Genomic DNA, 26280 nt, shown 5'->3' on the forward strand with positions numbered 1-26280 from the left:
AGGGCCCGCACCCCGGTGGCTTACAGTTGGTCGGCCAGCCGCCGGGCCGCGACCTGTACGATGTCCCACGCGGTGGCGAACGGCGGCGCGTAGGACAAGTCAGACCAGGCTAAGTCATCAACGGTCGCGCCGTGCCACAACGCGGTGGCAACGGTGTCGATACGTTTGCCCGCGCCACGCCCGCCAACGATCTGCGCGCCCAGCAGCCGATGATCCGACGGCGCTGCCAGCAACTTCACCGCGACCGGGTCGGCCTCGCTCATGTAGCCGCTGGCCGTGCTGCCTTCGGTGACCAGGGACGTCACCTCGATGCCGGCGGCGGCTGCCTCACGCTCATTCAGACCGGTGCGGGCGATCTCCAAGTAGGTCGTGCCCTCAGCGAATCGGGTGATCGCAGTGCCCAGCACGCCGCCGAACCGCAGCGCGCCTGGTGTGACGAGGTTGGTGCCGACGATCCGGCCCTGTTTGTTGGCATGGGTGCCGAGCGGCATGTAGGTCCACGTGCCGGTGAGCCGATGCCGGGTCTCGCAGCAATCACCGGCGGCCCAGATCCCGTCGGCCAGGCTCCCGTCCGGCTCGGGTCGCAAACCGCCATTCGGGCCGCTCGGCAACTGGTCGAGGTCGAGGTAACCGGTGTTCGGCGTGATCCCCAGCGCCAGCACGACCAGGTCCGCCGGATAGCGCTCGCCTTCTGCGGTGTACACGCCACGCACTCGTCCGTCCGCCACGTCCAGCCGCACGACCGGTGAGCCGACCACGACCCGGACTCCCGCCTCGCGCATCCCCTTCTCGATGCGAGCGGACAGGTCCGGGTCCAAGGAACTCATCACCCGAGTCCGGGTGATCACGGTGACCTCGTAGCCACGCCTCCTGGCGGCCTCGGCCATCTCGACGCCGATGTAGCCGCCGCCGGCGACAACCACCCGGCCACTGCCCTTGGGCAGTCTCACGAGCAGGTCCAACCAGGCAGCGCCGTCGGTGAGCGTTTTGACCGGCGCGACGCCGGCATACCGTTGCCCTGTGCTGGGGTGGACGGCCCAGTCCGGCACCACGGCCGATGCACCGGTCGCGATCACCAGGTCGTCGTAGCCCAACACCTTCTCACCGTCGGCATCCTGGTAGGTGACGGTGCGGGCCTGTCGGTCGATGCCGGTCGCGGTGGCGCCGAGCCGCAGGTCGATCCCGGCTGCCCGGTGCTCCTCGGCGGTGCGGGCCACCAGGGCGTCGCCACTGGACACGTCTCCGGCGACCCAGTAGGGGATGCCACAGGCGGAGTACGACGTATCGCCGGTCGCCTCCAGCGCGGTCACAGCCAGCTTGGTCCCGGCCGCCCGGATCGCCTGGTGCGCCGCACTCATCCCTGCTGCATCGGCTCCGATGACCAGCAGACGGGTGGCGCTCACCGAGTCACGTCAATCGAGGCCATGGCTTGGAGCCTATCCAGCTCCGGACGGAGGCGGAGCCCTAGAGAGAAGCAGCGAGTTGACCTGCGGCGATGTCTACCGGGGGGCCTGCGCCGTTGGCCGTGGCGATCGGCTTGCCGACCTGGAGATCAGCCTGGTGTGCTGTTCGCGCTCGCTGGCGAGTCGTGGAGCCCACACAGGTTCTCCACCCGAAGCGGACGCGGGCTCCTCGCGGTAGAAGATGTCGATGTCGACCTCTTCACCGCCCATGACCACCGTGTCCCACGCGTCGCTGATGACCAGGATGCGCAGGGTCTCAGCCGACAGTCGGCCGAGGTGGGCACGCAGGGCGACGTCGTCGGGCAGGCCGGAGACGCGCTGTGACAGACGGCCCCGGACGATCCCGAGCCGGTTCATCAGTGTGTCGATGTCCGCCGCGACCTGCGCGTCGGAACTCGGAGCGGCCTGCGCGTCGGCGCAGCCTTTGGCGATGTTGTCCTTGATGGCACGGGTGACGCCATCCTCGTCGGTAGTGACCATCGCCTGCCAGGCACGGCTCTTGTGCCGGTACTGGAGCATCGCCATGGCTGCCTCGTGGCGGATGAAGTCCGCGTCGCGGAAGGCCCGCCCGCGCCAGGCCTGGCTGAGCGACCGGGCCAGAGAGATGGCCGAGGCCAGCCCGCTGTTGAGCCCGCGCCCCGGCCAGAAGTGGATGGCGTTGGCGGCGTCGCCGAGCAGGAAGCCGTAGGTGCCCGGAGTGGCGGACGTAGGGGCCTGCAGGCGCGCGGTGAAGCGCGGCCGCTGCACCATGTCGAGCCGGAAGGCGGTGACGGCGCTGAGGTTGTACTCGGCCACGCCGAACATCGCCAGCCCTTCCTGCACCCGCCGCCACAGGGCGGACCCTTTGATCAGGGCGGGCAGGAACAAGGTGCCGTGCGTGGAGCAGTGGAAGTCGCCGTCGTCGGTGCGGCCCATCATGCACGGGCTCGCGGCGACACACTCCTCGAACACGCGACGGACGGGATCGATGCCGATGACCTCCTCGGCCTCCTCGTCGGTGAGTCGCATGTTGAGGAAACCCTCGCCGCCCAGGGCGTTGAGCAGGTAGCGGTTCTGGGCCACGGTCAGCAGGACCGACATGGCGTCAGGCAGGTCGGACTTGACGCGTAAGCCCAGCACGACATCCTGCAGGTGCTTGCCGTTCAGGGAGTAGATCGAGCTGTCGGCGGTGCCGAACTTGCCGGTGAAATGCTCCCGCGTGCGCGAACGGCCACCTTCGCAGATGGCGAGCACATGATCCTGCTTCGCGCTGTCGCCATGCTCGTCGGGATCGAAGCGGGTGGGGACGAGCCGGATGCGGTCGGACTTCTCGCCGGCCATCTGCAGGAGCGTGTCCTCGATGTAGGCGATGCGGAGGTTGCGCGGGGCTTGTCCTCGGATGGAGTCGGGGCCGGGCGGCCACATCTCGGAGTACGCCCCGGGCTTGAACAGCCGAGCCTGCACCGGGTCGGGGAGGTTCAGGTACTGGCGGCTCTGAACCGTGACGACCTGCTGGCGCCGTACATTTCCCTGATCTTGCCCCTTCCACGCGACCTGAGCACCGTCCTGGGTCCAGCGGCCGTCGTAAACAGTGACGACGACCCGTGATCCCATGAGGTGCTCCAGGAGGAGCGCGAAGCTCAGCCCGACGGGCCCGCCGCCGGAGACGGTCACCCGGAGTACCGGCCCCGGATCGACCGATGGGGCGGGTACCCTCGCCTGTGGCAGCGGGGACGCGCCGTAGACCGTCGCGACGTCGTCGGAGGGCAGGAAGCGGAACTGCTCGTCGCCGATCGTGATCAGGTCGCCCGGTTGGAGCACCTGTGAGGTGACGCGCCTGCCGTTGACCAGCGTTCCGTTTCGGCTTCCCAGGTCGTGCAGGATGTAACGCCCCGCCTCGTGGCGTATCTCGGCGTGGCGGCGCGAAGCTCGTTCGCTGGAGAGCACCACGCTGCAGTCTTGCCTGCGGCCGAAGGTGGTCGGCGTGTCACCGAGCGGGAAGTGGCGGTCGGTGAGGGGGCCGTCGTGTCCGACGATGGAAGGGGGCATGATGCCTTCCTTATCGTGACAGGAGATCTGGTCATCGATGAGTCCACGTCCATCATGTGCGACCAGACGCAGCCGCGTAAGTGGGAAGTACGCACATCGGCAGCTGGGACTTCTCTGTTCCGCGCGGGTTGATGGTCAGCGGGCGTGAGGACAGGATCCCTGCGCGGGCATAACTGGGTGTCCGTTTTCGGGTGCGACGCCATGGTGAGGGTGAGCGCCTGGCTTGCGGGGATTCGATCGCCTTCTCGATGACGGTTGGAGGTCGATCGTTCCGTCTTGGTTGAGCGCGTGCCGCAGCGAGGTCGCGGGCCTGCCCGGAGCAGCTGGTTCTCGTGACGGAGCACCAGCAGCTCGGCATCCTTCGACAGGTCAGAGCGGATCAGCACCGCCGGCAAGCCGAACAAGCACCTCACCAACCGGTAGACCAGCGACGACAACACCGCGCGACGGTCGCGGCCGCTGCCCTGATCATGCAGCAAAATCCCGACCTGCCGCCCGATGATCGCGTCCTCGAGTCCTCACGGACGAACGCGGATGACCGTCTTCCCCCTGCGTCGCTCGGTCGGGTTGAGGGCGGCGACGGCATCGTCGAGGGTCGCGACGTTGCCGATGTTCGTCCGCAGTCGTCCGTCCCGCACCCGCTGGACGATCTCACTCAGTTGGGCGCGATCGGACTCGACAACGAAGTCGATCGCCAGGCCGTCGGCAGGCCGCGCCTCGGGCGGCCCGACGACGGACACCAGTGTTCCTCCGGCTCGAATCAGGCCTGCGGACCGCCGCCCGATGTCGCCGCCGATGACATCGAAAACCAGATCGACCGCGCCCACGTCCTCCAGCGCGTCGGTCTCAAGGTCGACGAACTCCTGCGCGCCGAAGTCGAGCGCCTTCTGACGGTCGGCGGCGCGTCCGGTGCCGATGACGTAGGCGCCGGCCTCTCGTGCGAGTTGCGTCACCATCGACCCGACTGCGCCGGCCGCGCCGTGCACGAGGACGCTCTGCCCTGCCTGGAGGCGGCCGTGCTCGAACAGTCCCTGCCACGCGGTCAGTCCCGAGATCGGCAGGCTCGCGCCCACCGTGAAGTCGACGTCGCCGGGCAGCGGGGCGAGGTTGCGTGCCTCGACGGCCACATACTCCGCCAGGGTGCCGTCGCGAGTCCAGTCCGTGATGCCGAACACCCGCTGTCCCACCGACCTGCCCCTGGTGCCGTAGCCGAGAGCGGTGACCACTCCGGCCAGCTCGTGCCCAGGGATTGACGGTGTCCGGTCACGGCCGAGGCGATCGGTCCAGGTCGAGGGCCACTCCATCTCAGTCGGGACGAATCCCGACGCATGAACCTGAACGACGACGTCGTTCAGCGCTGCCTGCGGCTCGGGCCGTTCCACCAGCGTCATCCCGGCCGTTCCCGCGGCCTTGTCCGTCACCACAATCGCCTTCATCCGGAATCCCCCTATGTCCCGTCCTCGCCTACACATGTCCGCGTACGACCGTCGTACCCGAACACAAGTGGACCTTCACCGACAGACGGCGCCCGGGACGGCCCGGCACCCGCCGGCCGGCCGGTCAAGGCGTTCATGGTGCGGATGGCTCGGGAGAACCCCGACCTGGGGGAATAGGCGGATTCAGGGCGAGTTGGCCCGGCTGGGCTATCGGATCGCGGCCTTCACGGTGTGGGAGATCTGGCGAGGCGCCGGTGTCGATCCGGCGCCTCGCCGGGCTGGGCGGACTTGGCGGCAGTTCCTGGCCGCTCAGGCCCACGCGATCAACGCGTGCGACTTCCTGGTGGTCGAGACGGTACTGCTCAAGCGGCTGTATGTGCCGGTCTTCATCGAGCACGGCACCCGGCGACGATCGGGGCCGTGCTCGCGGTGGGCGCCCCCTCCTTCCTTGCCGGCTTCGGCGCCACGCTGCTGGCAGCCCTGATCAACATGTCTCTTGCCGCGACCGGCGCGGTCGTCCTGGCCGCCTACGCGGTGTGCGCGCGGCTGCAGACCTTCGTGTTCACGCCGCAGATCGGCATCACCCAGGCTATTCAGCCGATCGTCGGCTACAACGCCGGCCGCGGGTTGACCGGCCGTGTCGACCGGACCCTCACGCTCGCCATGCGAGCCACCGTCATCTACGGGGCGGTGACAGCGGCGCTCATCGCCCTGCTCGCGCAGCCGCTGGTGGGGCTGTTCATCGGCGATCAGGCAACCACGGCCGTCACGGTCGATGCGCTGCGCGTCATCGCGATCGGATTCGTCTTCGCCGGCGTCCCGCCTCTGATCTCCGCCTACTTCCAGTCCCTCGGCAAAGCCGCGCCGTCGTATCTGATCTCGATCGGCACGCTGATGGTCATCAAGGTGCCGCTCGTCCTGGCGCTCGGGATGTCCGGGCCGGCAGGAATCTGGATCAGCCTGCCGATCGGCGAAGCGATCTCGGTCGTGGCCGCCGTCGTCCTTCTGCGGAGATTCGGCAAGCCCGGGACCCGGGTGGCACGAGCCGCCGCGTAGCCGTTCATCACGGCACCTCGACCAAGAACATCTCGCTGAGCCGTCGCCGGAAGCGGGCGCCCATGTCCACGCTGGTCGGGTCGAGGAGCCACTGCACCTGCAGGCCGTCGAGCAACGCCATGAGATCCGACTCGGCACCCGCGATGCTCACTCCCGGCCGCACGAGCCCTCGCGCATGAAGTTCCTCCAGCGCATCGCGAATGTCCCGGCGGATGTTCTTGTACCGTTCGACGAAGTACGCATGCGCGGGATGTGCTGGATCAGCGGCCTCGACCGACAGCATGGCGTACAGCCGCACGAGCTCCGGCACTGTCGCGTTGTATTCCACCAGTCGCGCCAGCCGAGAGAAATAGTCCAAGCCATCCGCCGTCGCGTCGAATCCGGCGAAGAACAACTCGCCGTTGACCCGATCCCGCTCTTCGAGCACGGCGGCGAGGAGAGCTTCCTTCGTCGGGAAGTGATGCGCCAGGCCCATCCGCGACACTCCGCAGTCCGCGGCGATCTGCACCATGCTGGCGTTGCGGTATCCGACCGAGGCGAACTTGGCGAAGGCGGCCTCGACGATCTCCGCACGTCGCCGTCGCCCCTTCGGATAGCCCGCGCTCATCGATCGACCCTCTCGGCTGCATGTCGGCCCCTGACCGGCTCGACTGCAGAACACGGCGGGTGGTCGGCACCATCGAAGATACCGGTCGAACGAGGGCCTTCAGCTTGTTCTGTGTCCACCGGAGTGGATTCTCGATGTGGAGGGGACATCGCTGGTGCCGCCTGTTGTGATGTCACGGGCAGCGCTCGTGGTCTCGCCTACTTGATCGCGCCCGCGCCGATGCCCTTCACGATGTGACGCTGAGCCATCAGATAGAAGATCACCACAGGCACGATCGAGATGGTGGTGGCGGCCAGGAGGATTTGCTGCTGTGGTGTCTCGGCGGAGGTGAAGGCGGTCAGGCCGCGCTGGACGGGCATGAGGGAGTTGTCCTCGAACAGGACGAGCGCCATGAGGTACTCGTTCCACGCTCCCAGCCCCTGGATGACCGCCACGGCGGCGAGGCCGGGCCGTGCCAGCGGGAGGATCACGTTCCAGAAGATGCGCAGCGGGCCGGCGCCGTCCAGCGCGGCCGCCTCCTCGACAGCACGGGGCTGGCTGATGAAGAAACTGCGCATGATGAGCGTCGACATCGGGATGCCCGAGGTGATCAGGATCAGTACGTAGCCGACGGGATTGTTCGTCAGGTTGAGTGAGATGAGCAGCTTGTACTGCGCGAGGAACATGGCGGGCGCGGGGATGATCATCACGGCGAGGATGACGAGCGTGAACACGCCCTTGCCCGCGAAGTCGAGCCGCGCGAGCGCGTACCCGGCGAGGCTGGACACCAGCAGGATGCCGATGACGGCGGATCCCGTGTAGAGCACGCTGTTGCGCAGGTAGATGCCGAGTTCTCCCTGGACCCATGCGGTCACGTAGTTGTGCCACTGCGGGTCGGCGGGCAGGAAGCTGTCGTTGGAGAGCAACTCCGTGAGGCTCTGCAGGGATCCGGACAGCATCCACAGCAGGGGGAACAGCGCGATCAGTGCGGCGACGCCGAGCAGCCCGTACAGGCCGATCTTGTCGAGGCGTATCCCTGGTCGAGGTGGACGGGTCCGGCTTGTCGGGTCGCTCATATGCGGGACCTCCGCCTGGCGATGGTGAGCTGGAGCACGGACAGCAGCACGAGTGCGCCGCCGAAGATGACCGACATGGCCGCGGCGCTGCCGTAACGCCAGTTGACGAACGCCTCGTTGTAGATCGCGAGGGTCGGCACCATCGTGTGGTGGCCGGGTCCGCCGTTGGTCAGCACCTGCACGGTGCCGAAGATCTGGAGTGCGGCGAGCAGCGTGAGCAGGCTGACGATCGAGGTGACCGGGGCCAGTTGCGGCCAGGTGACGTACCGGAACCTCGACCAGCGGTTCGCGCCGTCGAGCTCGGCGGCCTCGTACAGTTCCTTCGGCACGTCCTGCAGCCCGGCGAGGAAGAGCAGGAAGCCGAACCCCCAGTGGAACCAGACGAACACCGCCGCCACGACGGGCAGCGCGACGGCAGGGTCGCCCAGCCAGTTCTGCTGCAGCTCGCCCAGTCCTACCAGGCCGAGCAGCCGGTTGAGGACGCCGGATCCGGGAGCCAGGATGAACGAGAACAGCAGGCCGACGACGACGACCGACAGCACGCCCGGCAGATAGAAGACGGTGCGGAAGAACGTCTTGCCGCGGGTGACGCTGTTGACGGCCAGCGCCATGCCCAGGGCGACTCCGTTGCCGACGACGAAGCCGACGACCCCGAAGAACAGGACGTTGCGCATGGACGCCCAGAAGATCGGGTCGGAGGCGACGAAGGCGTAGTTGTCCAGCCCCACCCAGGGGGTGTCGGGGCTGACGCCGTCCCAGGACTGGAAGCTCAGCAGGATGGCCTGCGCGAACGGCGTGATCGTGAAGATCCCGATGAGCGCGATGGCCGGCGCCAGGAACAACCAGCCGATCAGATGGCGACGGAGAGTGCGCCTCCCGCGCGGCGCCCGGGAAGGACGCCGCGCGGGAATCGCGAGGTGCTGCGTCGTCATGACGTGCGGTCCTGCGCCGCCTGGATGGTGGCGAGCACCTCGTCCACCGTCGTCTCGCCCAGCACCAGGCGCTGAGACTCCGCCCTGATCGCGGTGTTCACGTCCGGTGTGAAGGTCGTCGACATGACCTGCATGTTCTTCACGCCGGCGGCGAAGCCGGTGAGCTGAGCCGGGATGTCCGTGCCGGCGAGGAGTTCCGGATTGCTGGGCAGGATGCGGGCGTCCTTGGCGAACACCGCCTGCTGCTCGGGCTCGGTCAGCCACTTCACGAACGCGAGCGCCTCCTTGGCGTGCTTGCCCCTCGGGTTGATCACCGCGCCCTTGCCGGGGATACCTGGCGAGCGCGGCTCGTGGACGCTTCCGGAGGCCTTGGGCAGCCCGGTGGAGAAGTAGTCCTCGAACTCCGGGTTCGTCCGCAGACCCACCGAAACGCCGGGGGCGGCGTCGAAGATGGCGCCCGTCGACCTGGTGAAGAAGGACGACTCCACGTTCGGATGGTCGTCCTGACCACCGGGGATGGAGTTGTCGGCGAGGACGCCGGCCTTTTTCAGGTCGAGCAGGAATTGGAAGGCGTTGCGCCAGCCGTCCTGTTTCCAGCTCGCTTTTCCGTTGAGGGTCGCCGCGATCTCGTCGTCGGTCAGCCAGTTCGAGGCGAGACCTTGGATGATGTTCGGCGTCTGCGAGGCGGCGATGGCGAATTTCGCTTTCTTCGCGGCGAGCGCGTCGATGAACTCGGCCGTCGTCGCGGGCGGCTTCTCCGCCGACATTCCGGTCAGCGCGGGGTTGACGAGGAAGCCGTACGTCTGCGTCTCCCAGTGCACCGAGTAGACGCCGGGCTTGACCCCGAGGTTGTTGCCTGCCACGAACGTCGACATCTTGAGCACGGCGGGGCTGAAGTTCTTGCTCCACCCGGCGTTCAACTCGGCGGAGAGGTCCATCGCCCAGCCGGCCTTGTAGAACGGCGCCATCTGGGTCGCGTCGAACGACGAATAGATGTCGGGCATGGACCTGGACTGTGCCTTCGCCTGCAGCTTGGGCAGGTAGTCGGCCGGGCCGGGCGAGTCGATGGTGACCTTGACGCCGGTCTTCGCGGTGTACTGTTTCGCGAGTTCGGTGAGCGCGGCCTCTTGCCCGCGTGACTGGTTCATGAAAGTCAGCCCGGCGTCCCCGGTGCCGGATTCGTCGGACGACGAGCAGCCTGCCAGGGCGAGTGCTCCGGCGATCGCCAATGATGCCGCCGCGATGCTGGTGCGGCGACGGGTGCCGCGTGCTGAAAGATTTATACCCATGGTCCTCACCTTTGGAAGCCTTGGATGGGGAAGCGGCCACTTCTCTATGCCCGCCCGGCATTTTCGGTGGACGCCGTACAATGCCATTGATGTGGTTCTTTTTATTTGTCGCCGGCGGCCGGCTGATAGGTCCTTCCGTAGCTACTCAGGTGCGGAAAGGGCGCGCGGGCGGGGAAGCGCGCCCAGTCCTTCTGACGTGATCATCCAGCCGTCGGGAAGCTCCGCCCCTTGGTTCACCGCCGTGGCAAGATGCGCCATCGCGGCCAGCAGTCCTCCGTTCGCCGGCAGATAAATGGTGAGAAATCCCGGCATTTGCGGATTGTGTCCGTTGGGGAGGAAGACGTTCTTGGGCGAGGGGAGCAGGAGGGCGTCGATCGCTCGGCCGACGTCGCCGAGGCGGGCCGCGGTCATCGCCATGACGGGGTAGTCCCAGCCCCAGCCGGACTGGAGGTCCCAGCGCTCCCATACGGCATCGAGCGTCGCGGACATCGTGGCCGGGTCCACGAGGTGCGTGTCCGGCAGCCACCCCAAGGCCATGAGCATGGATGGGTGATCCTTGCGGATGAGCAGCGGGGGCGTCGCGATCGCGGCGTAGGTTCCGTCGGGCAGCAAGGCGGGCCAGCTCATGTTCCGCGCCACCCGGTCCCATTCCTGGCGTGGTTCGAGACCGAGCCGGGTTCGCCATTCGTTGGCCACGCTGAGCGCCCATGACCAGTACGCCAGCTCGAAGGTCGGGTCGGCGACCGTCGTCCGGTCGGCGAGGTAGCTCTCCTGCGCGGGGATGAGCGGCGGCGGCAGCGTGAACGATCCGTCGCGTTCCTCGGCGAAGTCGGCCATGAAGTCGGCGGTCGCCTCGACGAGCGGGTAGTGCTCGCGCAGGAACGGCTCGTCGCGCCCCTCGCCGTGCAGCAACTCCAGCAGGTAGATCACGTGCGGCTGCTGCCACACGAGGAAGACGCCGATGTTGCTCGGCGACTCGCGCGCGGACGGATCGGTCTGCTTCGGCCAGCGGGCTCCGTGATATCCCTGCCGTCGGGCGGTCGCCTTCGCCGCCTCCAGCGCGCCGTGATACCAGCGCAGGCTGCGCTCCAGCAGCCGCCCCCGGCCCCACATCGGGAAATGCGCCGCATGCCACCAGTGCATCTCCAGGTGGAACTTGCCCGTCCAGGTGTTGTACGTCAGACCGGACTCCGCGGGAGGCGTGGCTCCGGCGCTGTTGACGGCTGTGAGGTACTGCGAGAGAACGATGCGCCGTTCGAGTTCCGGAGCGCGCGCGTCCGTGCTCCCGGCCAGGCTGACCGAGGCGCCGGTGCTCCAGTGCTCCGCCCACCAGGTCTTCGCGGAGTCGCTGACGGCGGCGAAGTCGTGCTCGTCCTGCTCCGGGCGGGGATCCGGCGTCAGGGTCACCACAACCTCAAGGCCACTGGTGTCGGTGCGCGCGACGACGGATCGGGCTCCTTCACGCAGGCTGCCGGTGGTGCGGACGCTGACGCCGTAGGTCAGCGTTTCCACCGTGCGCCGCGCGTTCCAGTGGCGCCGCGTCCGCTGGTCCCAGCTCGTTTCCTGCGCGAGCGGGAGTTCGAAGGCCGCCAGGTCGTCCGGCTGTTCGTCGAACACCCAGGCGACGCCCCATCCGCGGAGCAGCAGGGGGGACTCGACGCGCACGGCGAAGCGGTGCTCTCGTGGGTCGGCGACGGTGGTGACGCGGACGCGTTCGCCGTCGAGCACGTACGCGGCGTGGATCGTTCCCGTCCAAAGGTCGAGCTCGGTGCGGACGTCCGTCAACGCGGCCGGGTCGTCGAGTCCCGTCCCGCCGGGGCGGACCAGAGCGAGGCGGCCGAGGTGAGCGCGGCGGGGGTTGAAGTGGTACCAGGCGCCCGGGATGAACTCGTCGGCGATGGGGTCGCCGGCCCGTTGCAGGCCCATGCGGTCGAGGTAGGGCACCGGGCCGCGGGACGTCTCGTACAGGGTGGTCGTGTCCTCGATCCGGAGCTCCCGGTCGGTGCGCGTCTCGTACCAGCCCCAGATCGACTGGGTGCGCAGGGGGATCTGGAAGTCGTCGGCGTCGAAGACGCGCGGGCGCTGCTCGGGCAGGCCGGACAGCCCGTCGCCGGCGACGCGGTGCGGGTCGGGGACCAGCTCGTGGAAGGACGGGAACGTCTGCAGTCCGGAGACGTCGACCGTGAGCGCGATGTCACCGTTGCCGACCGTGAGGACGTCGGCGGGGTGCGCGGATGTCAGCACGGGGTTGTGCCGTCGTACGAGTCGGCGCCGGTCGATTGCTTCGGACATCCTCGCCTTTCCTTGGATCTTGAGTTTCAGCTGCTGAGGTCCCTCAGAGCGCGTTGGCCTTGGCGACGCCGCCCAGCCACGCGAGGCTCGGCTTGGGCCGGCGCTCGAACGTTTCCCGGTCGACGGCGACGAGGCCGAACGTCGGGTCCCAGCGCCCCCATTCGTAGTTGTCGAGCAGGCTCCAATGGAGGTAGCCCCGCACGTCCACGCCTTCTTTCATGGCCCCGGACAGCGCGGTGAGCGCGCCGGTGGTGCAGGCGATGCGGCGGGAGTCGTCGCCGGTCGCGATGCCGTTCTCGGTGACGACGATCGGGACGTCGGGCAGCATCTCGGCGATGTGCCGGACGGCGATGCCGAGGGCGTCGGGGCGGTAAGCCGTGCGCACGAGGGTGTTGTCCGGGTGGACGGGGTGCGGCTCTGGACCGACCATCCCACCCGGGCGCCGGTGCGCCCGCGCAGCACGTCCCGGGCCGCGTGGTGCGCCTCGACGATACGGCGTCCGATCTCCACCGGCGGGGCCGGCTTGACCGGCCTGGGTGTGTCGGCCTCCAGCGTGGGGCTCCGCCAGCCGCCCTCCTCGGCGAACCATCCCGGTGAGGTGAAGTGGTGGATCGTGACGAACGGGGTGACGCCCGCGCGCAAGACATTCGTCGATCATGCGCCGGTAGTGCGCGAGCGCCGCGCGGGACACCCGTCCAGCGGCCGGGCTGCGATCCGCTTCTGGCATGCGCTCCTCCTGCGCCCAGAAGTCGCTGTCGACGTTGTTGCCCTCGACCTGGTGCGCCGCGCCCCAGAGGAAGCCGTCGGGGAAGGTGTGCATTCGTCTCTCGATCAGGTGTCGGTGCCGCAGCAAGGGCCGGCAGAGGCGGGGGCGGGCCCCCGGAATGCGAGTTAACGTAGCCGTTACGCCGCGCGGAGGTCAAGGAGAAATGTGTACCGGTCTACGACACTGCTACTAGCCAATAGGGGCGCGTTGAGGATCGTTCGTTATTCTTCATAGACCGGTCCACGCGTGCGACGACGACTTCGGCACCGTAGGATCGGCAGAACTTCGGTTTGAGAAGGGAAGCCCATGGTCGCGCCTGACCGGCGACGAAGAGCAACCATTTCCGACGTGGCGAAACACGCCGGGGTGTCCAAAGCGGCGGTCTCCAAGGTGATCCGGAACGACTACGGCGTCAGCGACGCCATGCGCGAGCGCGTTCAGCGGGCCATCGACGAGCTGGGCTACCGCCCTCAGGCCGCCGCACGAGCGCTGCGCGGGCGGGCGTTCACCATCGGCGTGCTCCTGCGGCACATCGGCATCCCGTTCTACGCCGAGATCGTGACCGGCCTGGTGGACGAGCTCGCCGAGTCCGGCTATCAAGCGATCATGATCCAGGGCGGCACGCGCGACAAGACCGAGAAACGAGCCATCGACGCCCTCATCGACCGGCAGGTGGACGGCATTCTCATGATCGCCCCGCTCGCCGGCCGCACGCACCTGGAGCAGGTGGCACGTGAGATTCCTACCTTGGTGCTCGGCAGGCACGATCGGTCCCCGGCGTACGACTCGATCGTGGACGACGACCGGATCGGCTCCGAGCTCGTCATGGAACACCTGATCGGGCTCGGTCACCGGCGCATCGGGCACATCACTTTTGACAGGGAGCACGGGCCGGCCGCCGACCGGACGCCGCAGATCAGGGCCGAGACCTACGGGCGCGTGATGCGTGAGCACGGGTTGGCCGACGAGATCGTCGTTGCCACGACCTCTTACACCGAGGAGGGCGGCTACCGCGGCGCGCAGGAGTTGCTGAGCCGGTCGCCGCGCCCCACCGCGATCTTCGCCGGTTCCGACGAGGCGGCTCTCGGCGTCCTGGCCGCGCTGCACGAGGCCGGCCTGTCCGTCCCCGGCGACGTCTCCGTGGCCGGCTACGACAACACCAAGCTGGCCGCTCATCCCAACATCGCGCTGACCACCGTCAACCAGGACGGTGTCGTCATGGGCCGCACGGCCGGGCGGTTGCTGCTGGAGCGCATCGACGGCCGCACGTCGGCCGCGCACTTCTCGGTCATTCCGAGCCTGGTCGTGCGGGGCTCCACCGCTTCGCCCCGCCCATGCCCGGCAGATGCCGCAACACAGCGCGAATCGTTCGCGACCTGATCGCGGGTGATCGTGACGAGCCGCTTTGATCGGCAACCTACCTCAAGGGCCTGGATGGCTTTCCTGTCCCAGATCCCGCGCGGCCACCAGGACCCGCCTCGCCTCGTCGTGTGCGAGGACAAGGTCCTGGACTTCGACATCGACGACGTCGATGGCCGGTTGTTCATGCTCGATCGGGAGCTCGGCGGCTCGGTGACGGCGTCCTTCTCCAAGAGGATCGACCTGACAGCGCACGGGCGCGATCACACGCTGCACGTCGAAGGGTTCACCGACACCGACGGCATCACCATGGAGCCGGTCGACCTCGTCATCCGCACCCGGCCTCGCATGGCGCCGCAGCGGCAATTCGCCGAGCACGAGGAGATCGCGCGGAGAGTGGCCGAGGAGGGCATCGTCCTGCTGGAGAACCGCGATGACGTCCTGCCCCTTGCTCCGGGCACGCTCAACGTCTTCGGACATGCGCGGCACGCGTTCCGTACCTCGGTGGTGGGCGCTGACCGATGACGAGGACGCCCTCATCGGCGCCGTGAGCAGCGCGTTCGCGCACTGTCGTGGTGCTGAACACGCCGTACCCGATCGACACCTCGTTCGTCGCGCGGCACGACGTGGACGCGCTGCTGCCGGCGGGAGTCGGCGGCATGCTCGCCGGGCCGGCGCTCCTGCGGGTCCTCGACGGCACCGTCAACCCCTCAGGACGCTTGCCCGACACGTGGGCGAAGGCATATGCCGACATCCCCGCAAGCGGGACCTTCTACGACTGCGCGGGTGGCAGGCCACGCTTTCCCGCCGGGTTCGACATCACCCCCGAGCCGTTCACGGCGCTCGACCCCGCGCGCGAGCCGCTCGAGGTTGCCGTCAAGGTGACGAACACCGGCGAGGCCGCAGGGCGTCAGGTGGTGCAGGTCTACGTCTCCAAGCCCGAGGGAGCGCTGGAACGGCCTGCGCTGGAGCTCGCCGACTTCGCCAAGACCGGCGACCTGACCGCCGGGGCCTGTGAGACCGTCGTCCTCTCGATCGGGCCGGGCGCGCTCGCGAGCTACGACCCGGCCGGCAGCGCGTTCGTCGCCCAGCCCGGTGAGTACCTCGTCCACGTCGGATCCTCCGTGGCCGACGTGGTTCTGGCCGGTCGCCTCACGCTCGACAGCCCGGTGGTGGTGAGGCAGGCCGCGTCCCCGCTTCAGGAAACTCTCACGCCGAGGGAGACACGTGATCCGCGCATCGTTCAACGACAACTGGCAGTTCCGTCCGAAGGTCAATCCCTTCGCCGAACTGGCCGGAACCGCGGTCCCGTTCCAGCCGGTGACAGTGCCACACGATGCGATGATCGTCCGCGGCCGCGAGGCCACCATGGACGGCGCCGCGACCGCCTATTTCCCCGGCGGGGCGTACGAGTACCGCAAGACGTTCCTCGCGCCCGAGGAGCACCGGGGTAAGCGGATCATGCTGGAGTTCGAGGGTGTCTACCGGGACGCCACCGTGTTCATCAACGGGAACTACGCCGGGCAACGCCCGTACGGATACTCCCGGTTCTTCATCGACGCCGACCGGTTCCTGCGCTTCGGCGAGAACAACGAGATCCGGGTGGAGTGCCGCACCCACCAGGACTCGCGCTGGTACTCCGGCGCGGGCATCTACCGCGACACCTGGCTGCTCGTGGGCGACGTGGTCCGCGTCAGCCCGGACGGCGTCCGCGTCACCACCCCGGACATCGACACCGAACGCGCGGTCGTGGAGGTCGCCACCACGATCGAGAACGACTCCATCGGCATCCGCACCGTCGAACTGGTCACCGAGATCCGCGATGCCGCGGGGATTGTCGTCGCGTCCGACACCGCGCCGGTCACCGTACAGCCCCGCGAACCGGCCGTCGCTCGTCGGCGTCTCTACGTCCGCGACCCCTCGCTGTGGAGCCCGGACTCGCCCGCCCTGTACACGTGCGCGGTGTCCATCACCGACATCGACGCCGTGGAGGTCGCCTTCGGCATCCGGTCCCTGCGCCTGGACCCCGAGCACGGGCTGCGGATCAACGGCGAGACGGTCAAACTGCGCGGCGCGTGCGTGCACCACGACAACGGAGTGTTGGGTGCCGCGACGTTCGCCCGAGCCGAGGAGCGGCGGGTGCGACGGCTCAAGAACGCGGGATTCAACGCGCTCCGCATGTCGCACCACCCCATGAGCACCGCGATGCTCGACGCCTGCGACCGTCTCGGCATGCTGGTGGTCGACGAGGCGTTCGACATGTGGACCTGGAGCAAGAGCCCGTTCGACTACAGCCTCAACTTCCCCGAATGGTGGGAACGCGACATCGAGGCGATGGTGGCCAAGGACTACAACCATCCCAGCGTCGTCCTCTACTCGCTCGGCAACGAGATTCCCGAAGCCGGCACGGTGACCGGAGCCATGTGGGGCCGCAGGCTCGCCGAGAAGGTTCGCGCGCTGGACGACACCCGCTTCCTCACCAACGGGATCAACAATCTCCTGGCCCTGCTGCCCGACCTGCGAGGCCAGGAAGGCGACGACACCGGCATCAACACCCTGATGGCCGACAGCGGATTCGACGTGAACGCCGTCGCCGGCTCCGACCTGGTGACCGCCCGCACCGCCGAGTCCTACAGCGTGCTCGACGTGGCCGGGATGAACTACTCGGAGATCCGCTATGCGACCGACCGCACGCTGTTCCCGAACCGGGTCATCCTGGGCACCGAGACCTTCCCGCCCCGCATCGACCACAACTGGCGACTGGTCAAACAGCACAGCCACGTCATCGGCGACTTCACCTGGACCGGCTGGGACTACCTGGGCGAGGTCGGTCTCGGCCGGCCGCAGTACGCCACACCGGATACCCCGCGCCCCACGTTCATGGCGCCGTATCCGTACCTGCTGGCCGACTGCGGAGACCTCGACATCACCGGCCACCGGCTCCCCGTCTCCTACTACCGGGAGATCGTCTTCGGCCTGCGCCCTCAGCCCTACCTCGCCGTCCAGCGGCCGCAACACCATGGCAAGACCGTCATCAGCAGCCGGTGGGCCTGGAGTGACAGCATCGCCAGTTGGACCTGGCCCGGCCACGAAAGCGCCCCGATCATCATCGAGGTGTACAGCAACGCGGACGAGGTCGAACTTCTGGTCAACGGCCGCTCCCTCGGACGCAACCCGGTCGGCGAACAACACCGCTTCCGCACCGCGTTCGAGACCGCCTACCAACCAGGCGAACTGCTCGCCATCTCCTACCGCGACGGCGTCGAAACCGGCCGCGACATCCTCCACACCGCGACCGGCCCCGTCGTGCTGCACGCCGAACCCGAGCGGCCGGTTGTCACCGCCGATGGCGGCGACCTCGCCTACATCACCTTCACCCTGGTCGATTCGGCCGGGACCGTACACACCGCATCAGACCGCCCTGTCCGGGTGGAAGTCTCCGGCGACGGAACACTGCTCGGCTTCGGCAGCGCCGACCCGTCGAACAAGGAACGCTTCGAGGCGACCGAACACCGCACCTACCAGGGTCGCGCCCTCGCCGTGGTCAAGCCGACCGCACCCGGCGCCATCCGCCTGACCGCCTCCGCCCCAGACTGCGACCCTGCCGAAGTGCTGGTCACGGTCGAAAAGCCGGCCCGGTGACCACGGCGGATGGCGACGGGGCCGCCCCGGGCACCCGGGCCTTTCTTGTGAGCCTCAATGCGCTTGCAGCGGCAGACGACCCAAGTCCAGCGCACCGCCGCGCGGGCGGTCGTGCTGCGCCCCGATCGCATTGACACGTACGGCCGGGTCCAGGTCGGCCGCAGGAGACGGTGAACGTGGTTGACGTCACAGAACTGACCGCCCGTTAAATCGAGCGCAGGAACTGGCGAGTGCCCCGTGGTCTGCCATGGCTACCGTCTCGAGGCGACTGTGCAGCGCGTGCCGGTGGGTGTTCGCGAAGTGATCCCGTCGGCGATGGCGACTCCGCTGGCGGCGGTGATGCCTTGTGCTGCGCAACACCGCGATGGGTGCGCCGATATACAACCAGGGAGGAACGACCGGTGGGGGACGTTCATGGCTAAAAGGCGTCGTGGCAAGAGTAGGAAAAATCAAACGAATCCCGCGCCACCACAGGATCAGGAGGCCGCGGGGGCGGGGGCCGGGCGGTGGAAGGGTGTGCGGGCGTGGCTGGCTGGGATCTTGAGTGCGGTGATCATCGCCGCGGTCGGGGTCGTGTTCGCCACCTGGTTCAACGCCCGTGGACTCGAGGCAATCGACAAGGTCGGCGGCGAGCCCGCCATCAAAATCGGTCACGTGGCCCTCGAGTACTCCAAGCGGGACATCGCGCTGAGGGAGCCGGTGACCGACGCCAGAGAGCGGGCGATCCTCCTGGGCACAGGAGCAGCCGACTCCCAGCGAAACGCCGTCCTGACCCGCCATCAAAGAGCCCTGCTCGACCACGCGGACATCACCGTCGTCCTCATCGGCAACCGCACCAGTCTGCGCATCGTCGACATCGAGCCGCGCGTGCTCACCCGCGAACCCGTCTCGGACGGCGCGCTGGCCTTCCTCAGCACCGCCGGCGAAGTCGACACCATCGAGCTCGCCGCCGATCTCGATGCGCCGGCTCCTCGATTCACCACCGTGAAGGATCGGGACGTCTCGTACTTCAGGAAGAAGCAGATCGATCTGAAGTGGAACGAACCAGTCACACTGTCCTTGTCGGTCACCGGGAAGAAGAGGTACTACGAGTTCGATTTCCTGGTCACCGTGCTGGCGGAGGACCGGATTGAGAAGATAGAGGTCAAGGCGCCCGACAAGGGCCCGTTCCGGCTGACCGGTTTCGCCGGCTCCTACCGCTCCTACTACGACGGGACCGCGAACGGCGACTGGCGGCCGATCTCGCAAGATGAGGCCTGCACGCGGCGAAAGCTCGAAGGATGTTGACCGTGCCGCGGCGTCGCACGGTCGCCGTCCTGCTCGCGATGGTCGTGGTGGCCTGCTCGACCGTGGCAGCGGACGCCCCGCGACTCTCGATCGTGCCCGTCGAGTGGCGTGCGACATGGTCGATGCCCGTCGACCTGGATATCGGCGGGACGCCGACCCTTGATTTCGCGACCCCACTCATCGCCGTGTCGGATCGGGCGGTCGCCGTGGCGAGCCGGCAGGGCAGCGTGACGGTTCACGATCCGCGTACGGGCACGCTGATGCGCACCATCCCGGCCGCCTCAGGGCTTCCCTCATCCGTGAGCGGCGTCTGGATCGTGACCGGGACGCTCGTCGTGTCGCGGGGGACGCGAGACGCCGCCGGCCACACTCTGTCCGGCTACGACCTGCTCACGGGCGTCAAGCTGTGGCAGCGCACGATCATCGTCTCCATGCAGTCCCCAACGCAGGACGCCGGCCTGTACGACGGCCCGCGGATCATGGCGACCGAGCGCGGCATCGTGGTCGTCGAGCGCTCGTTCGAGCCCCTTGCCATCCACGCCCTCGATCCGCGGACCGGGGCGACCACGGCGCGCATGACTCACCCACGACGCTGCCATGTGCAAGGCGCCGCCACGGTCCGTTCGGTGATGCTTTTGAGTTACTGCTTGGAGACTCGGTTCCAACTCGCCTCGTTGGATCCGCATGCGCTGCGCTACGAATGGACGCGCCGGCTGTCCTCCTTCCCCCCGCCGGTCGACGACTCGCCTGGCGACGACGAACCGGAGCTGGGCAGCCCTCCTGATATGGACATCGAGAGCGGCGCGGACGGATACGTCTACGTCTGGGGAGGCAGCGACGCGCTGTTCTATGCGGCGGACGGCAGGTTGTTGTCCACCGTTCGGGAAGCCGTCGAGGTCACCGACTCCAGCCGTTGGAGTCTGCCCCTGTTCGCCGGGTCGAACCCCACTGTGGGCGAGAAGGGGGAGCTCGTTCTGCACAGCAAGTGGCCGATGCCCGCGTACTTGCTGTCTCTGGACACCGTCACCGGCCACCTCGGCGGACTGCCCATCGACATACCCTACGAGTTCGCGTCCCTTGCCGGAGCGACCCGGAGCATGGCATTCGTCTACAGCGACATCGCCAAGACCGAGTGGATCAGCGCGTACACCCTGGTGCGCGGGCTGCCCACCGGTCCCGCCGTGTTCGGCGGCGTCGCACCGCAGGCCTGGCCGGACGCTTGCGCCCTGCTGACCGAACGCGACCTACGAACCGTCGGGGACGGCTACCGCGCCGTGCCCCTGGGAAACGACCGGGCGGGGGCGGGGTTACCCGAAGCCCCGCAGTGTAACTGGGTACCGCCCAGGGACGATGACGCGGTGATCTCGCTTTCCGTGGACTGGGTCTCCCCGTCGACCACGGTCGCACGCAAGCTGTTCGCCGCCGAGGCGGACGAGATCAAGAACAGCAGCGCCCTGCCGCCCGCCCGCTTCGACCCCAGCACCGAAGGCCCGGATTTCCTCACCTACAGTGTGACCGGGCCGAACGGAGACAGCGGCGGCACGATCCTCACTGTGGGCCCTGTCGTGGCCACACTGCGGTCTTCCTCGCGGCTGGCGGTGCGGCTCCTCTCCACGCGGCTGCGGGACAACCTGCTGACCCGGTACCGGCCGGGCGTCCGCGCCACGCCGCCCGCGAACACCGGTCACTGGAGCTACCCGACGGACTCAGCGATCGCGACCAGGCCGGTGGTGGTCCATGGCGTCGTCTACGTCGGCAGCGACGACGGCAAGGTGTACGCGCTGGACGCCACCACCGGCAGGGCCCGATGGAGTTTCCAGACGGGCGAGTCCATCAGCGACGAACTGGCGGTCACGGGCGGGGTCGTTTACGCGATCAACACCGCCGGCAAGACGGTGGCGCTCGACGCCGCCGGCGGCGGGAAATTGTGGATCCGCCGGACCGGTGCGAGCCTCGGCCCCGTGGCGGCGGGGCGCAGCGTGTACATCTCGACGGACGACTCCGAAGTCGTGGCGCTGGACGCCGGCACCGGCAAGGAGCAGTGGCGGTTCCGGCCCGACCGTACCGTCCTCGAACACCGCCTGATCCCGGGTGTCGTCCCCTTCGGCCCTGTGGTGGCCGGTGGAGTCGTCTACGTCGGCGGCGACCACGGCATGGTGTATGCCCTGGATGCCAGGTCGGGCGCTCAGCGGTGGAGGTTCCGGCCCGTTGACCCCCAGGCCCGTATGGAACTGGTGGTGGCAGGCAGAGTCGTCTACGCCTTCAGCACGGACGGCAAGGTGTACGCGCTGGACGCCGCCACCGGCACGGCCCGATGGAGTTCACGGCTCGGCTCGCGCGTCTTCGACCGGCTCGTGGTGGCGAACGGCATCGTTCACCTCGGCGGCACGAACGGGATGACGTATGCCCTGGACGCGGCCACCGGCAAGCGACTGTGGAGGTTCCGGGCCGGACACGGCGGCCAGGACTACGAGTGGTACCTCGCGGGGGCCCGGGGGGTCGCGTATGTCAGCGGCGCCGACAGCAAGGTGTACGCGCTGGACGCCTCCTCGGGAGCGACCCGCTGGAGCTTCCCCGTGAGAGGCGGTGTCGGCTCCCACCCTGCGGTGCAAAGGGGCACCCTATACGTTTGCGGCCGCGACGGGACGCTTCATGCGCTGGACGCCGTATCCGGCGCCCTCCGGTGGAGCTTCCAGACCGGCGGCGTCGGCGAGTCCACCGCGGTGGTGTCCGACGGCGTGGTGTACGTCGGCAGCGCGAACGGCATTCTGTACGCGTTGCCGGCGTGAGGTTTCTCCCGCACCTGCCTGGTGGCGCCGTGGCGTGTCCTGGGGCGGAGGCGTCGGCCGTGCCCAGACGCGCATCGTGGTACGGTCCTCAGTCGCGGCCACGTGAAAGGGCTCAAGACCCTGACGGTGCAGGCCTGCTTATTGATCGGGCTGCCGTGCCAGGCGCAGCACCAAGTCCCGAACCTCCGTGCTCATCCTCGGGCGGCCGGACCGGCTCGGATGCGTCCACCGATCTCGAACCAAGCGCCAACGTCAACCGTTCACTCGGGGGCGGGCCCCCGCCCCTCCGCCGCCCGGCGCCCGAGCAGCTTTTCGATGCTGCGGCGCTCGCGTTTGGTGGGACGGCCCGCCCCACGAGCCCGGACGGCCACCGTCACCGTCTCCTCGCGCGGAGGAGGCGGAGGGCTCTTGTCGACGTAGCACTCGGCGGCCACGGCGGCGCCGACGCGCTTGGTGATGATCCGGGAGACGACCACGATGCGTTCGCGCCCCTCGTGCCGCAGCCGGACCTCGTCACCGGCCCGGACGACGTGCGCGGGCTTGACCCGTACCCCGTTGACCCGGACGTGACCGCCCCGGCAGGCGTCGGACGCGATCGAACGGGTCCTGGTCAGCCGCACCGACCAGATCCAGCTGTCCACCCGCGCACTCGCCTGCTCACCTGACACCCCGACACTGTACTGAGTGACGTGACAAGCCGTCGATCGCGCGAGAGGAGGCTCACGGCTCGGACGGCGTGCCGAGTTCCGGGACGGCGCCCTGGATCTCGGTCTCGATGACGGCGATGTCGTTCCGGATCCCGATGACGAGCACGCCGCGCTCGCCGCGGGCGAATCCCCGGCAGGTGTCGGGCAGCCGGACCTCGTCCAGGGCCGTGCCGGTCGTCAGGTCCCCCGTGGTCACGGGGCCGTCGTGGCTCGCGGCGAGCACGACCGGACGCCCGTGCAGCACACCGGCGGCGAGAAAGCGGACGCGGCCCGCGCCGGTCGGGATCGTGCGCAGGGCCTGCCGCCCGGCCGCGTCCCACACGCGGAGGGTTCCCTCGCGCCGGCCGTCACCACCACCGGCCGACCGGCGCGTGCTCCCCGAGCAGTACGCCGGCCGTGCCGTCGGACAGACGGGCCAACCACGACGGCCGCTCAGCCGCCCGGCTCCGCGGCGAGGCGGAGCGGTGCGACGGCATGTGGACGTGGACGCCGCCGCTGACGGACCCGGCCTGGACGAGGGCCCCGTGTACGTCGCCGGTCACGACGTTGACCGTGTGGTCCTGGCCCCTCCCGTCCATGCGGCCATCGTCGCAGAAAGCACTTCCCCCCGCCGGAGCGGTCACTCCGGTTGGTCGCTGACCCCAGAGGTCGCCTCGATGCGTTCGAGCAGGGGCGGGCTCCAATGGGTGCCGTAGGCGGCCTGCAGCCGTGACAGCCGCCAGTCGTGGCCGGTGACGACGCGACGGCACGAAGGCGTGTCACAACGGCAGGCCATCGACCAGGCTTCGACGCCGGTGTGCGTGGCGTAGTCGATGGTGAGCTCCTCGCCTGGATCGATGTCGCGTCGTGCGATCACCGTTGTCGCGTCACGGTGCCAGAGAGTGGGGTCGCAGGAGTGGTTGCCGTAGCGCACCGGGTGAGCGGGATCGAGAAGCAGGTGGACGCCTTCGGCGACGGTGAGGCTGCTGTAGGGCGGCGCGAGGCGGGCCGTCAGGGCTCCTGTGTGGCGGTCGCGGGCGGCGGTGCGAGGAGTTCGTGGATGAGCGGGACGGCCAGGCGCAGGACGTCGTCCAGCGGGGCGGCGGCCAGATCCGGGGTGCGCAGCAGGTGGCGGTGGAAGGTGATGCCGAACATGACGGCCCCGGCCAGGGCCGCCCGCAGCCGCGGGTCCGGGCCCTCCAGGTGGAAGGCGATGCGGTCGATGGCCTCGGCGGTGATGTGCCTGCGTAGCAGGTCGGCGGCCTCCTCGCTGGTCAGGCTGGTACGCAGGAGCACGGCCATGGGGCTGTCGGGGGCGGCGGCCCAGCGTTCGAGCATGGCGCGCAGGTATCTTTCCGCCGAGGCCGCCGGGTCGCCCTCGACAGTGAGCGCGTCCACGTTGATGCGGAGGTCGAGGGCTTCGCGGAAGAGCTGCTCCTTGGTGCCGAAATACTGGATCACCGAGGACTTGTCCACCTGCGCCTCGGCGGCGATGGCCCGGATGGTGGCGCGGTCGTAGCCCACCTCGCCGAACACCCGCCGCCCTGCCTCCAGGATGCGGCGGCGGGTGCGTTCGCCCTTTCTCTCACCGTTTCCGGCCTGGTCGATGACATCGGTCACTGCTGGTCACCTCTTCCTGCGCAGGCCGATGCTATCGACTACCGGCCTGTCAGCCGCCGGGCCGGCCGAGCGGGAAGCCGGACATGTCGCCCACCTTCATCCGCTCGAACGCCTGCCGCATCGACTCGGCGTCGTTCAGATGCGGGAACGGCTCGCCGGCCGGGACGTCCACGCCGAGGAAGGCGCACAGCGGCTCCCACCCCTCCCGCACGTCGAACACCAGCAGCCGCTCCGCCGGAATGCTCTGCTTCACCGTCTCCACGTGCCGGTTGAAGGCCGCGACGACCAGTTCCTCGTCGCCGAGGTCGCTCCCGAAGGTCCAGTCGGGGCCGAAAAGGGAGCGCCCCATCTGGTCCAGAGCGGGCCGCATGCGCTGCATGGTCGTCAGGAGCTGGCGGATCTGCTCGGGCATCTCGTCCGAAGGGGCCGGACGGTTCTCGCCGGAGAACAGCATCCGGATGCTCGGGTGCCACTTGAGCGGGTCCCGTACGGTGAGGATGACTTTCGCCTCGGGATAGGCGTCGGCCAGCTCCCGCCAGTAGAAGCTGGCGGGCCAGTCCACCTCCGCCTGGTAGCCGTCCTCGAAGACCCGGTCCCAGTCCTCCCGGGTCCGGACCTTCCCTGCGGAGGCCTCCAGCCAGTGATCGACGTGGCCGGGATGGGTCATCACCTCGACCATGTGGTAGCAGGGGGTGAAGCCCAGCCGCTCCAACGCGGCTTTCATTGACGTGGTGCCGGTGCGTGGAAGGCCCGCGCCGATGACTTTCATCATGCCGAGTTCCCCTGTCGTCCGCGATGACGGTCGCCCTCAGGCTAGGAGGACGGGCGAAAAAACTCAACGGCTGTACATTTTTCCGCCGGTAGGGGATCATGCCGCGATGCCCGTGATCTTTGTTGCGCTTCGATCACGATTGCCGCCTCGACCGGCGCGAGTGCGGGCGTCAGCGCGAGGTTCTCCACGCCGACGTGGTTCCACTCCTGCAACGACGTCTGGGTCTTCCCGAGCGCGGACGACGCGGCCGCCTTCGAGCGGCAGTGGCGGGCCGAGCTGGCGACCTGCGTCGACCGCAACCAGCCGGGCGAGAGCGGCTCGGCGGTGTTCGACATCACCCGGGCGGGTGAGGCGGACGGCGTGGAGGTCCTGCGGGTCACCGCCGCCACCAACCCGTACTCGACCCTGACGTACCACTTCTGGGTCGCCGTGGTTCGCCAAGGTCGCGCCGTGTACGCCGTCCGGCTCCTCGACTACCGGCGCGGCGACCCGCAGCTCATGCCCTTCGACGGCACCGTCGCCACGATCAAGGGCAAGCTGGCCGCGTACTACCCCTGAAGGCCGCCCCTACAGCAGGTTCGCCAGCTCGGTCCGCGAGGTGATGCCGAGCTTGGGGAAGGCGCGGTAGAGGTGGTAGCCGACCGTCCGCGGGCTGAGGAAGAGCCGGGCGGCGATCTCCCGGTTGGACGCCCCCCGCGCGGCGAGGAACACCACGTGCCGCTCCTGCGGCGTCAGCCCGCGCAGGGCCTCCGGCAGCGGCTCCGCCGGGCTCGGCTCCCCGGCCGCGCTCAGCTCGGTCGCGGCGCGCTCCGCCCAGGGGAGCCCGCCTAGCTGCTCGAACGCGGCATGCGCGGCCCGCAGGTGAGAGCGGGCTTCGGACCTGCGCCTGGTACGGCGGAGCCACTGCCCGTAGGCGAGCTCGGTCCTGGCCCGCTGGAAGGACGCCTGGGACGGGCCGTGCAGGTCGAGCGCGCCGACGAAGAGCGGTTCCGCCTCGCCGTCCGGCGCGACCAGCGCCCGGCACCGGAGCGCCACCGCGCCTATCCAGCGCTGGCGCGTGTCCTTCGCCCACTGCTCCAGCAGGGCGAGGGGCTCGACGGCGGCACCGGGCAGGTCGGCCTGGACCGCCGCGTCGACCAGGTCGGCCGCGCAGCGGACCGCGATCACGGGGTGGTGCGCGGGGCCGGCGACCACGCGCTCG

General features: G+C 68.8%; 26 protein-coding genes and 1 pseudogene. 10 read left to right on the top strand and 17 right to left on the bottom strand.

What is annotated here, in order from left to right:
* Nucleotides 1–20 precede the first annotated feature (20 nt).
* The 3 genes from ACWDX9_RS18735 to ACWDX9_RS18745 form a co-directional block, all read right to left on the bottom strand.
* Entirely contained in the window at nucleotides 21–1403 is a 1383-nt protein-coding gene (locus tag ACWDX9_RS18735; protein WP_449955278.1) for an FAD-dependent oxidoreductase, read from the bottom strand.
* A 96-nt stretch (nucleotides 1404–1499) separates the two neighbouring features.
* Nucleotides 1500–3491, bottom strand: coding sequence for an FHA domain-containing protein (locus ACWDX9_RS18740; protein WP_449955281.1), 1992 nt, complete (start codon nucleotides 3489–3491; stop codon nucleotides 1500–1502).
* Nucleotides 3492–4009: 518 nt separating this feature from the next.
* Complete coding sequence (locus tag ACWDX9_RS18745; RefSeq protein ID WP_449955284.1) at nucleotides 4010–4882, bottom strand: NADP-dependent oxidoreductase; 873 nt, start codon at nucleotides 4880–4882, stop codon at nucleotides 4010–4012.
* A 465-nt stretch (nucleotides 4883–5347) separates the two neighbouring features.
* On the opposite strand from ACWDX9_RS18745, the gene ACWDX9_RS18750 reads away from it, so the two are divergent.
* Nucleotides 5348–5983, top strand: a complete 636-nt coding sequence (locus tag ACWDX9_RS18750) for an MATE family efflux transporter (RefSeq protein WP_449955287.1) — start codon at nucleotides 5348–5350, stop codon at nucleotides 5981–5983.
* A gap of 7 nt (nucleotides 5984–5990) precedes the next feature.
* Here the strand turns inward: ACWDX9_RS18750 and ACWDX9_RS18755 are convergent, their stop codons facing one another.
* The 6 genes from ACWDX9_RS18755 to ACWDX9_RS18780 all read right to left on the bottom strand — a co-directional run bounded on the left by ACWDX9_RS18755 (nucleotide 5991) and on the right by ACWDX9_RS18780 (nucleotide 12543).
* Nucleotides 5991–6590: a TetR/AcrR family transcriptional regulator gene (locus tag ACWDX9_RS18755; RefSeq protein ID WP_449955290.1), complete on the bottom strand. Its 600-nt coding sequence runs from the start codon at nucleotides 6588–6590 to the stop codon at nucleotides 5991–5993.
* Between the two features lie 197 nt (nucleotides 6591–6787).
* The gene (locus tag ACWDX9_RS18760) at nucleotides 6788–7645 is read right to left on the bottom strand and encodes a carbohydrate ABC transporter permease (protein ID WP_449955292.1); all 858 of its coding nucleotides are present in this window, start codon (nucleotides 7643–7645) and stop codon (nucleotides 6788–6790) included.
* A complete protein-coding gene (locus ACWDX9_RS18765; protein WP_449955295.1) occupies nucleotides 7642–8577 on the bottom strand; it encodes a carbohydrate ABC transporter permease in 936 nt (311 codons plus the stop codon). Before ACWDX9_RS18765 ends, ACWDX9_RS18760 begins: the two co-directional genes overlap by 4 nt.
* Nucleotides 8574–9866, bottom strand: coding sequence for an ABC transporter substrate-binding protein (locus ACWDX9_RS18770; protein ID WP_449955298.1), 1293 nt, complete (start codon nucleotides 9864–9866; stop codon nucleotides 8574–8576). Before ACWDX9_RS18770 ends, ACWDX9_RS18765 begins: the two co-directional genes overlap by 4 nt.
* Before the next feature lie 141 nt (nucleotides 9867–10007).
* Nucleotides 10008–12158, bottom strand: a complete 2151-nt coding sequence (locus ACWDX9_RS18775; RefSeq protein WP_449955301.1) for a hypothetical protein — start codon at nucleotides 12156–12158, stop codon at nucleotides 10008–10010.
* A gap of 43 nt (nucleotides 12159–12201) precedes the next feature.
* A complete protein-coding gene (locus tag ACWDX9_RS18780) occupies nucleotides 12202–12543 on the bottom strand; it encodes a family 1 glycosylhydrolase (protein ID WP_449955304.1) in 342 nt (113 codons plus the stop codon).
* 15 nt (nucleotides 12544–12558) lie between these two features.
* Here ACWDX9_RS18780 and ACWDX9_RS18785 point away from each other — a divergent pair, with 15 nt between their 5' ends.
* The 8 genes and pseudogenes from ACWDX9_RS18785 (at nucleotide 12559) to ACWDX9_RS18820 (ending at nucleotide 22001) form a co-directional block, all read left to right on the top strand.
* Nucleotides 12559–13053, top strand: a complete 495-nt coding sequence (locus ACWDX9_RS18785) for a hypothetical protein (protein ID WP_449955307.1) — start codon at nucleotides 12559–12561, stop codon at nucleotides 13051–13053.
* A gap of 219 nt (nucleotides 13054–13272) precedes the next feature.
* Nucleotides 13273–14304 (top strand): LacI family DNA-binding transcriptional regulator, encoded by a 1032-nt coding sequence (locus ACWDX9_RS18790; protein WP_449955310.1) that lies wholly within the window; start codon nucleotides 13273–13275, stop codon nucleotides 14302–14304.
* A gap of 54 nt (nucleotides 14305–14358) precedes the next feature.
* On the top strand, nucleotides 14359–14808 hold the full coding sequence (locus ACWDX9_RS18795; RefSeq protein ID WP_449955313.1) for a hypothetical protein: 450 nt from the start codon (nucleotides 14359–14361) through the stop codon (nucleotides 14806–14808).
* Between the two features lie 41 nt (nucleotides 14809–14849).
* Nucleotides 14850–15089 (top strand): annotated as a pseudogene (locus ACWDX9_RS18800) (glycoside hydrolase family 3 C-terminal domain-containing protein); the annotation flags it as partial.
* Nucleotides 15090–15200: 111 nt separating this feature from the next.
* On the top strand, nucleotides 15201–15737 hold the full coding sequence (locus tag ACWDX9_RS18805; RefSeq protein WP_449955358.1) for a fibronectin type III-like domain-contianing protein: 537 nt from the start codon (nucleotides 15201–15203) through the stop codon (nucleotides 15735–15737).
* A complete protein-coding gene (locus tag ACWDX9_RS18810; protein WP_449955316.1) occupies nucleotides 15625–17925 on the top strand; it encodes a glycoside hydrolase family 2 TIM barrel-domain containing protein in 2301 nt (766 codons plus the stop codon). The genes ACWDX9_RS18805 and ACWDX9_RS18810 overlap by 113 nt, the downstream gene beginning before the upstream one ends.
* Nucleotides 17926–18240: 315 nt before the next feature.
* Nucleotides 18241–19212 (top strand): hypothetical protein, encoded by a 972-nt coding sequence (locus ACWDX9_RS18815; protein WP_449955319.1) that lies wholly within the window; start codon nucleotides 18241–18243, stop codon nucleotides 19210–19212.
* A 2-nt stretch (nucleotides 19213–19214) separates the two neighbouring features.
* Entirely contained in the window at nucleotides 19215–22001 is a 2787-nt protein-coding gene (locus tag ACWDX9_RS18820) for an outer membrane protein assembly factor BamB family protein (RefSeq protein WP_449955322.1), read from the top strand.
* A 260-nt stretch (nucleotides 22002–22261) separates the two neighbouring features.
* Here the strand turns inward: ACWDX9_RS18820 and ACWDX9_RS18825 are convergent, their stop codons facing one another.
* From ACWDX9_RS18825 to ACWDX9_RS18855, 7 genes are all read right to left on the bottom strand, one after another.
* Complete coding sequence (locus tag ACWDX9_RS18825) at nucleotides 22262–22669, bottom strand: RNA-binding S4 domain-containing protein (RefSeq protein WP_449955325.1); 408 nt, start codon at nucleotides 22667–22669, stop codon at nucleotides 22262–22264.
* 52 nt (nucleotides 22670–22721) lie between these two features.
* Nucleotides 22722–23030, bottom strand: coding sequence for a hypothetical protein (locus ACWDX9_RS18830; protein ID WP_449955328.1), 309 nt, complete (start codon nucleotides 23028–23030; stop codon nucleotides 22722–22724).
* A gap of 25 nt (nucleotides 23031–23055) precedes the next feature.
* Entirely contained in the window at nucleotides 23056–23286 is a 231-nt protein-coding gene (locus ACWDX9_RS18835) for a hypothetical protein (protein WP_449955331.1), read from the bottom strand.
* Nucleotides 23287–23327: 41 nt separating this feature from the next.
* Nucleotides 23328–23621: an SET domain-containing protein-lysine N-methyltransferase gene (locus ACWDX9_RS18840; RefSeq protein WP_449955334.1), complete on the bottom strand. Its 294-nt coding sequence runs from the start codon at nucleotides 23619–23621 to the stop codon at nucleotides 23328–23330.
* Between the two features lie 77 nt (nucleotides 23622–23698).
* A complete protein-coding gene (locus tag ACWDX9_RS18845; RefSeq protein WP_449955337.1) occupies nucleotides 23699–24307 on the bottom strand; it encodes a TetR/AcrR family transcriptional regulator in 609 nt (202 codons plus the stop codon).
* 49 nt (nucleotides 24308–24356) lie between these two features.
* Nucleotides 24357–25079, bottom strand: coding sequence for a sulfotransferase family protein (locus tag ACWDX9_RS18850; RefSeq protein WP_449955340.1), 723 nt, complete (start codon nucleotides 25077–25079; stop codon nucleotides 24357–24359).
* Between the two features lie 41 nt (nucleotides 25080–25120).
* Nucleotides 25121–25414, bottom strand: a complete 294-nt coding sequence (locus ACWDX9_RS18855; RefSeq protein ID WP_449955343.1) for a hypothetical protein — start codon at nucleotides 25412–25414, stop codon at nucleotides 25121–25123.
* Between ACWDX9_RS18855 and ACWDX9_RS18860 the strand changes: the two genes are divergently transcribed.
* On the top strand, nucleotides 25404–25637 hold the full coding sequence (locus ACWDX9_RS18860; RefSeq protein ID WP_449955346.1) for a hypothetical protein: 234 nt from the start codon (nucleotides 25404–25406) through the stop codon (nucleotides 25635–25637). The two genes, ACWDX9_RS18855 and ACWDX9_RS18860, sit on opposite strands and share 11 nt — an antisense overlap.
* Before the next feature lie 9 nt (nucleotides 25638–25646).
* Here ACWDX9_RS18860 and ACWDX9_RS18865 read toward each other — a convergent pair.
* A partial coding sequence (locus ACWDX9_RS18865) for a helix-turn-helix transcriptional regulator (protein WP_449955349.1) occupies nucleotides 25647–26280 on the bottom strand: 634 nt, incomplete at its 5' end.

It is taken from the genome of Nonomuraea sp. NPDC003201, assembly GCF_053590415.1.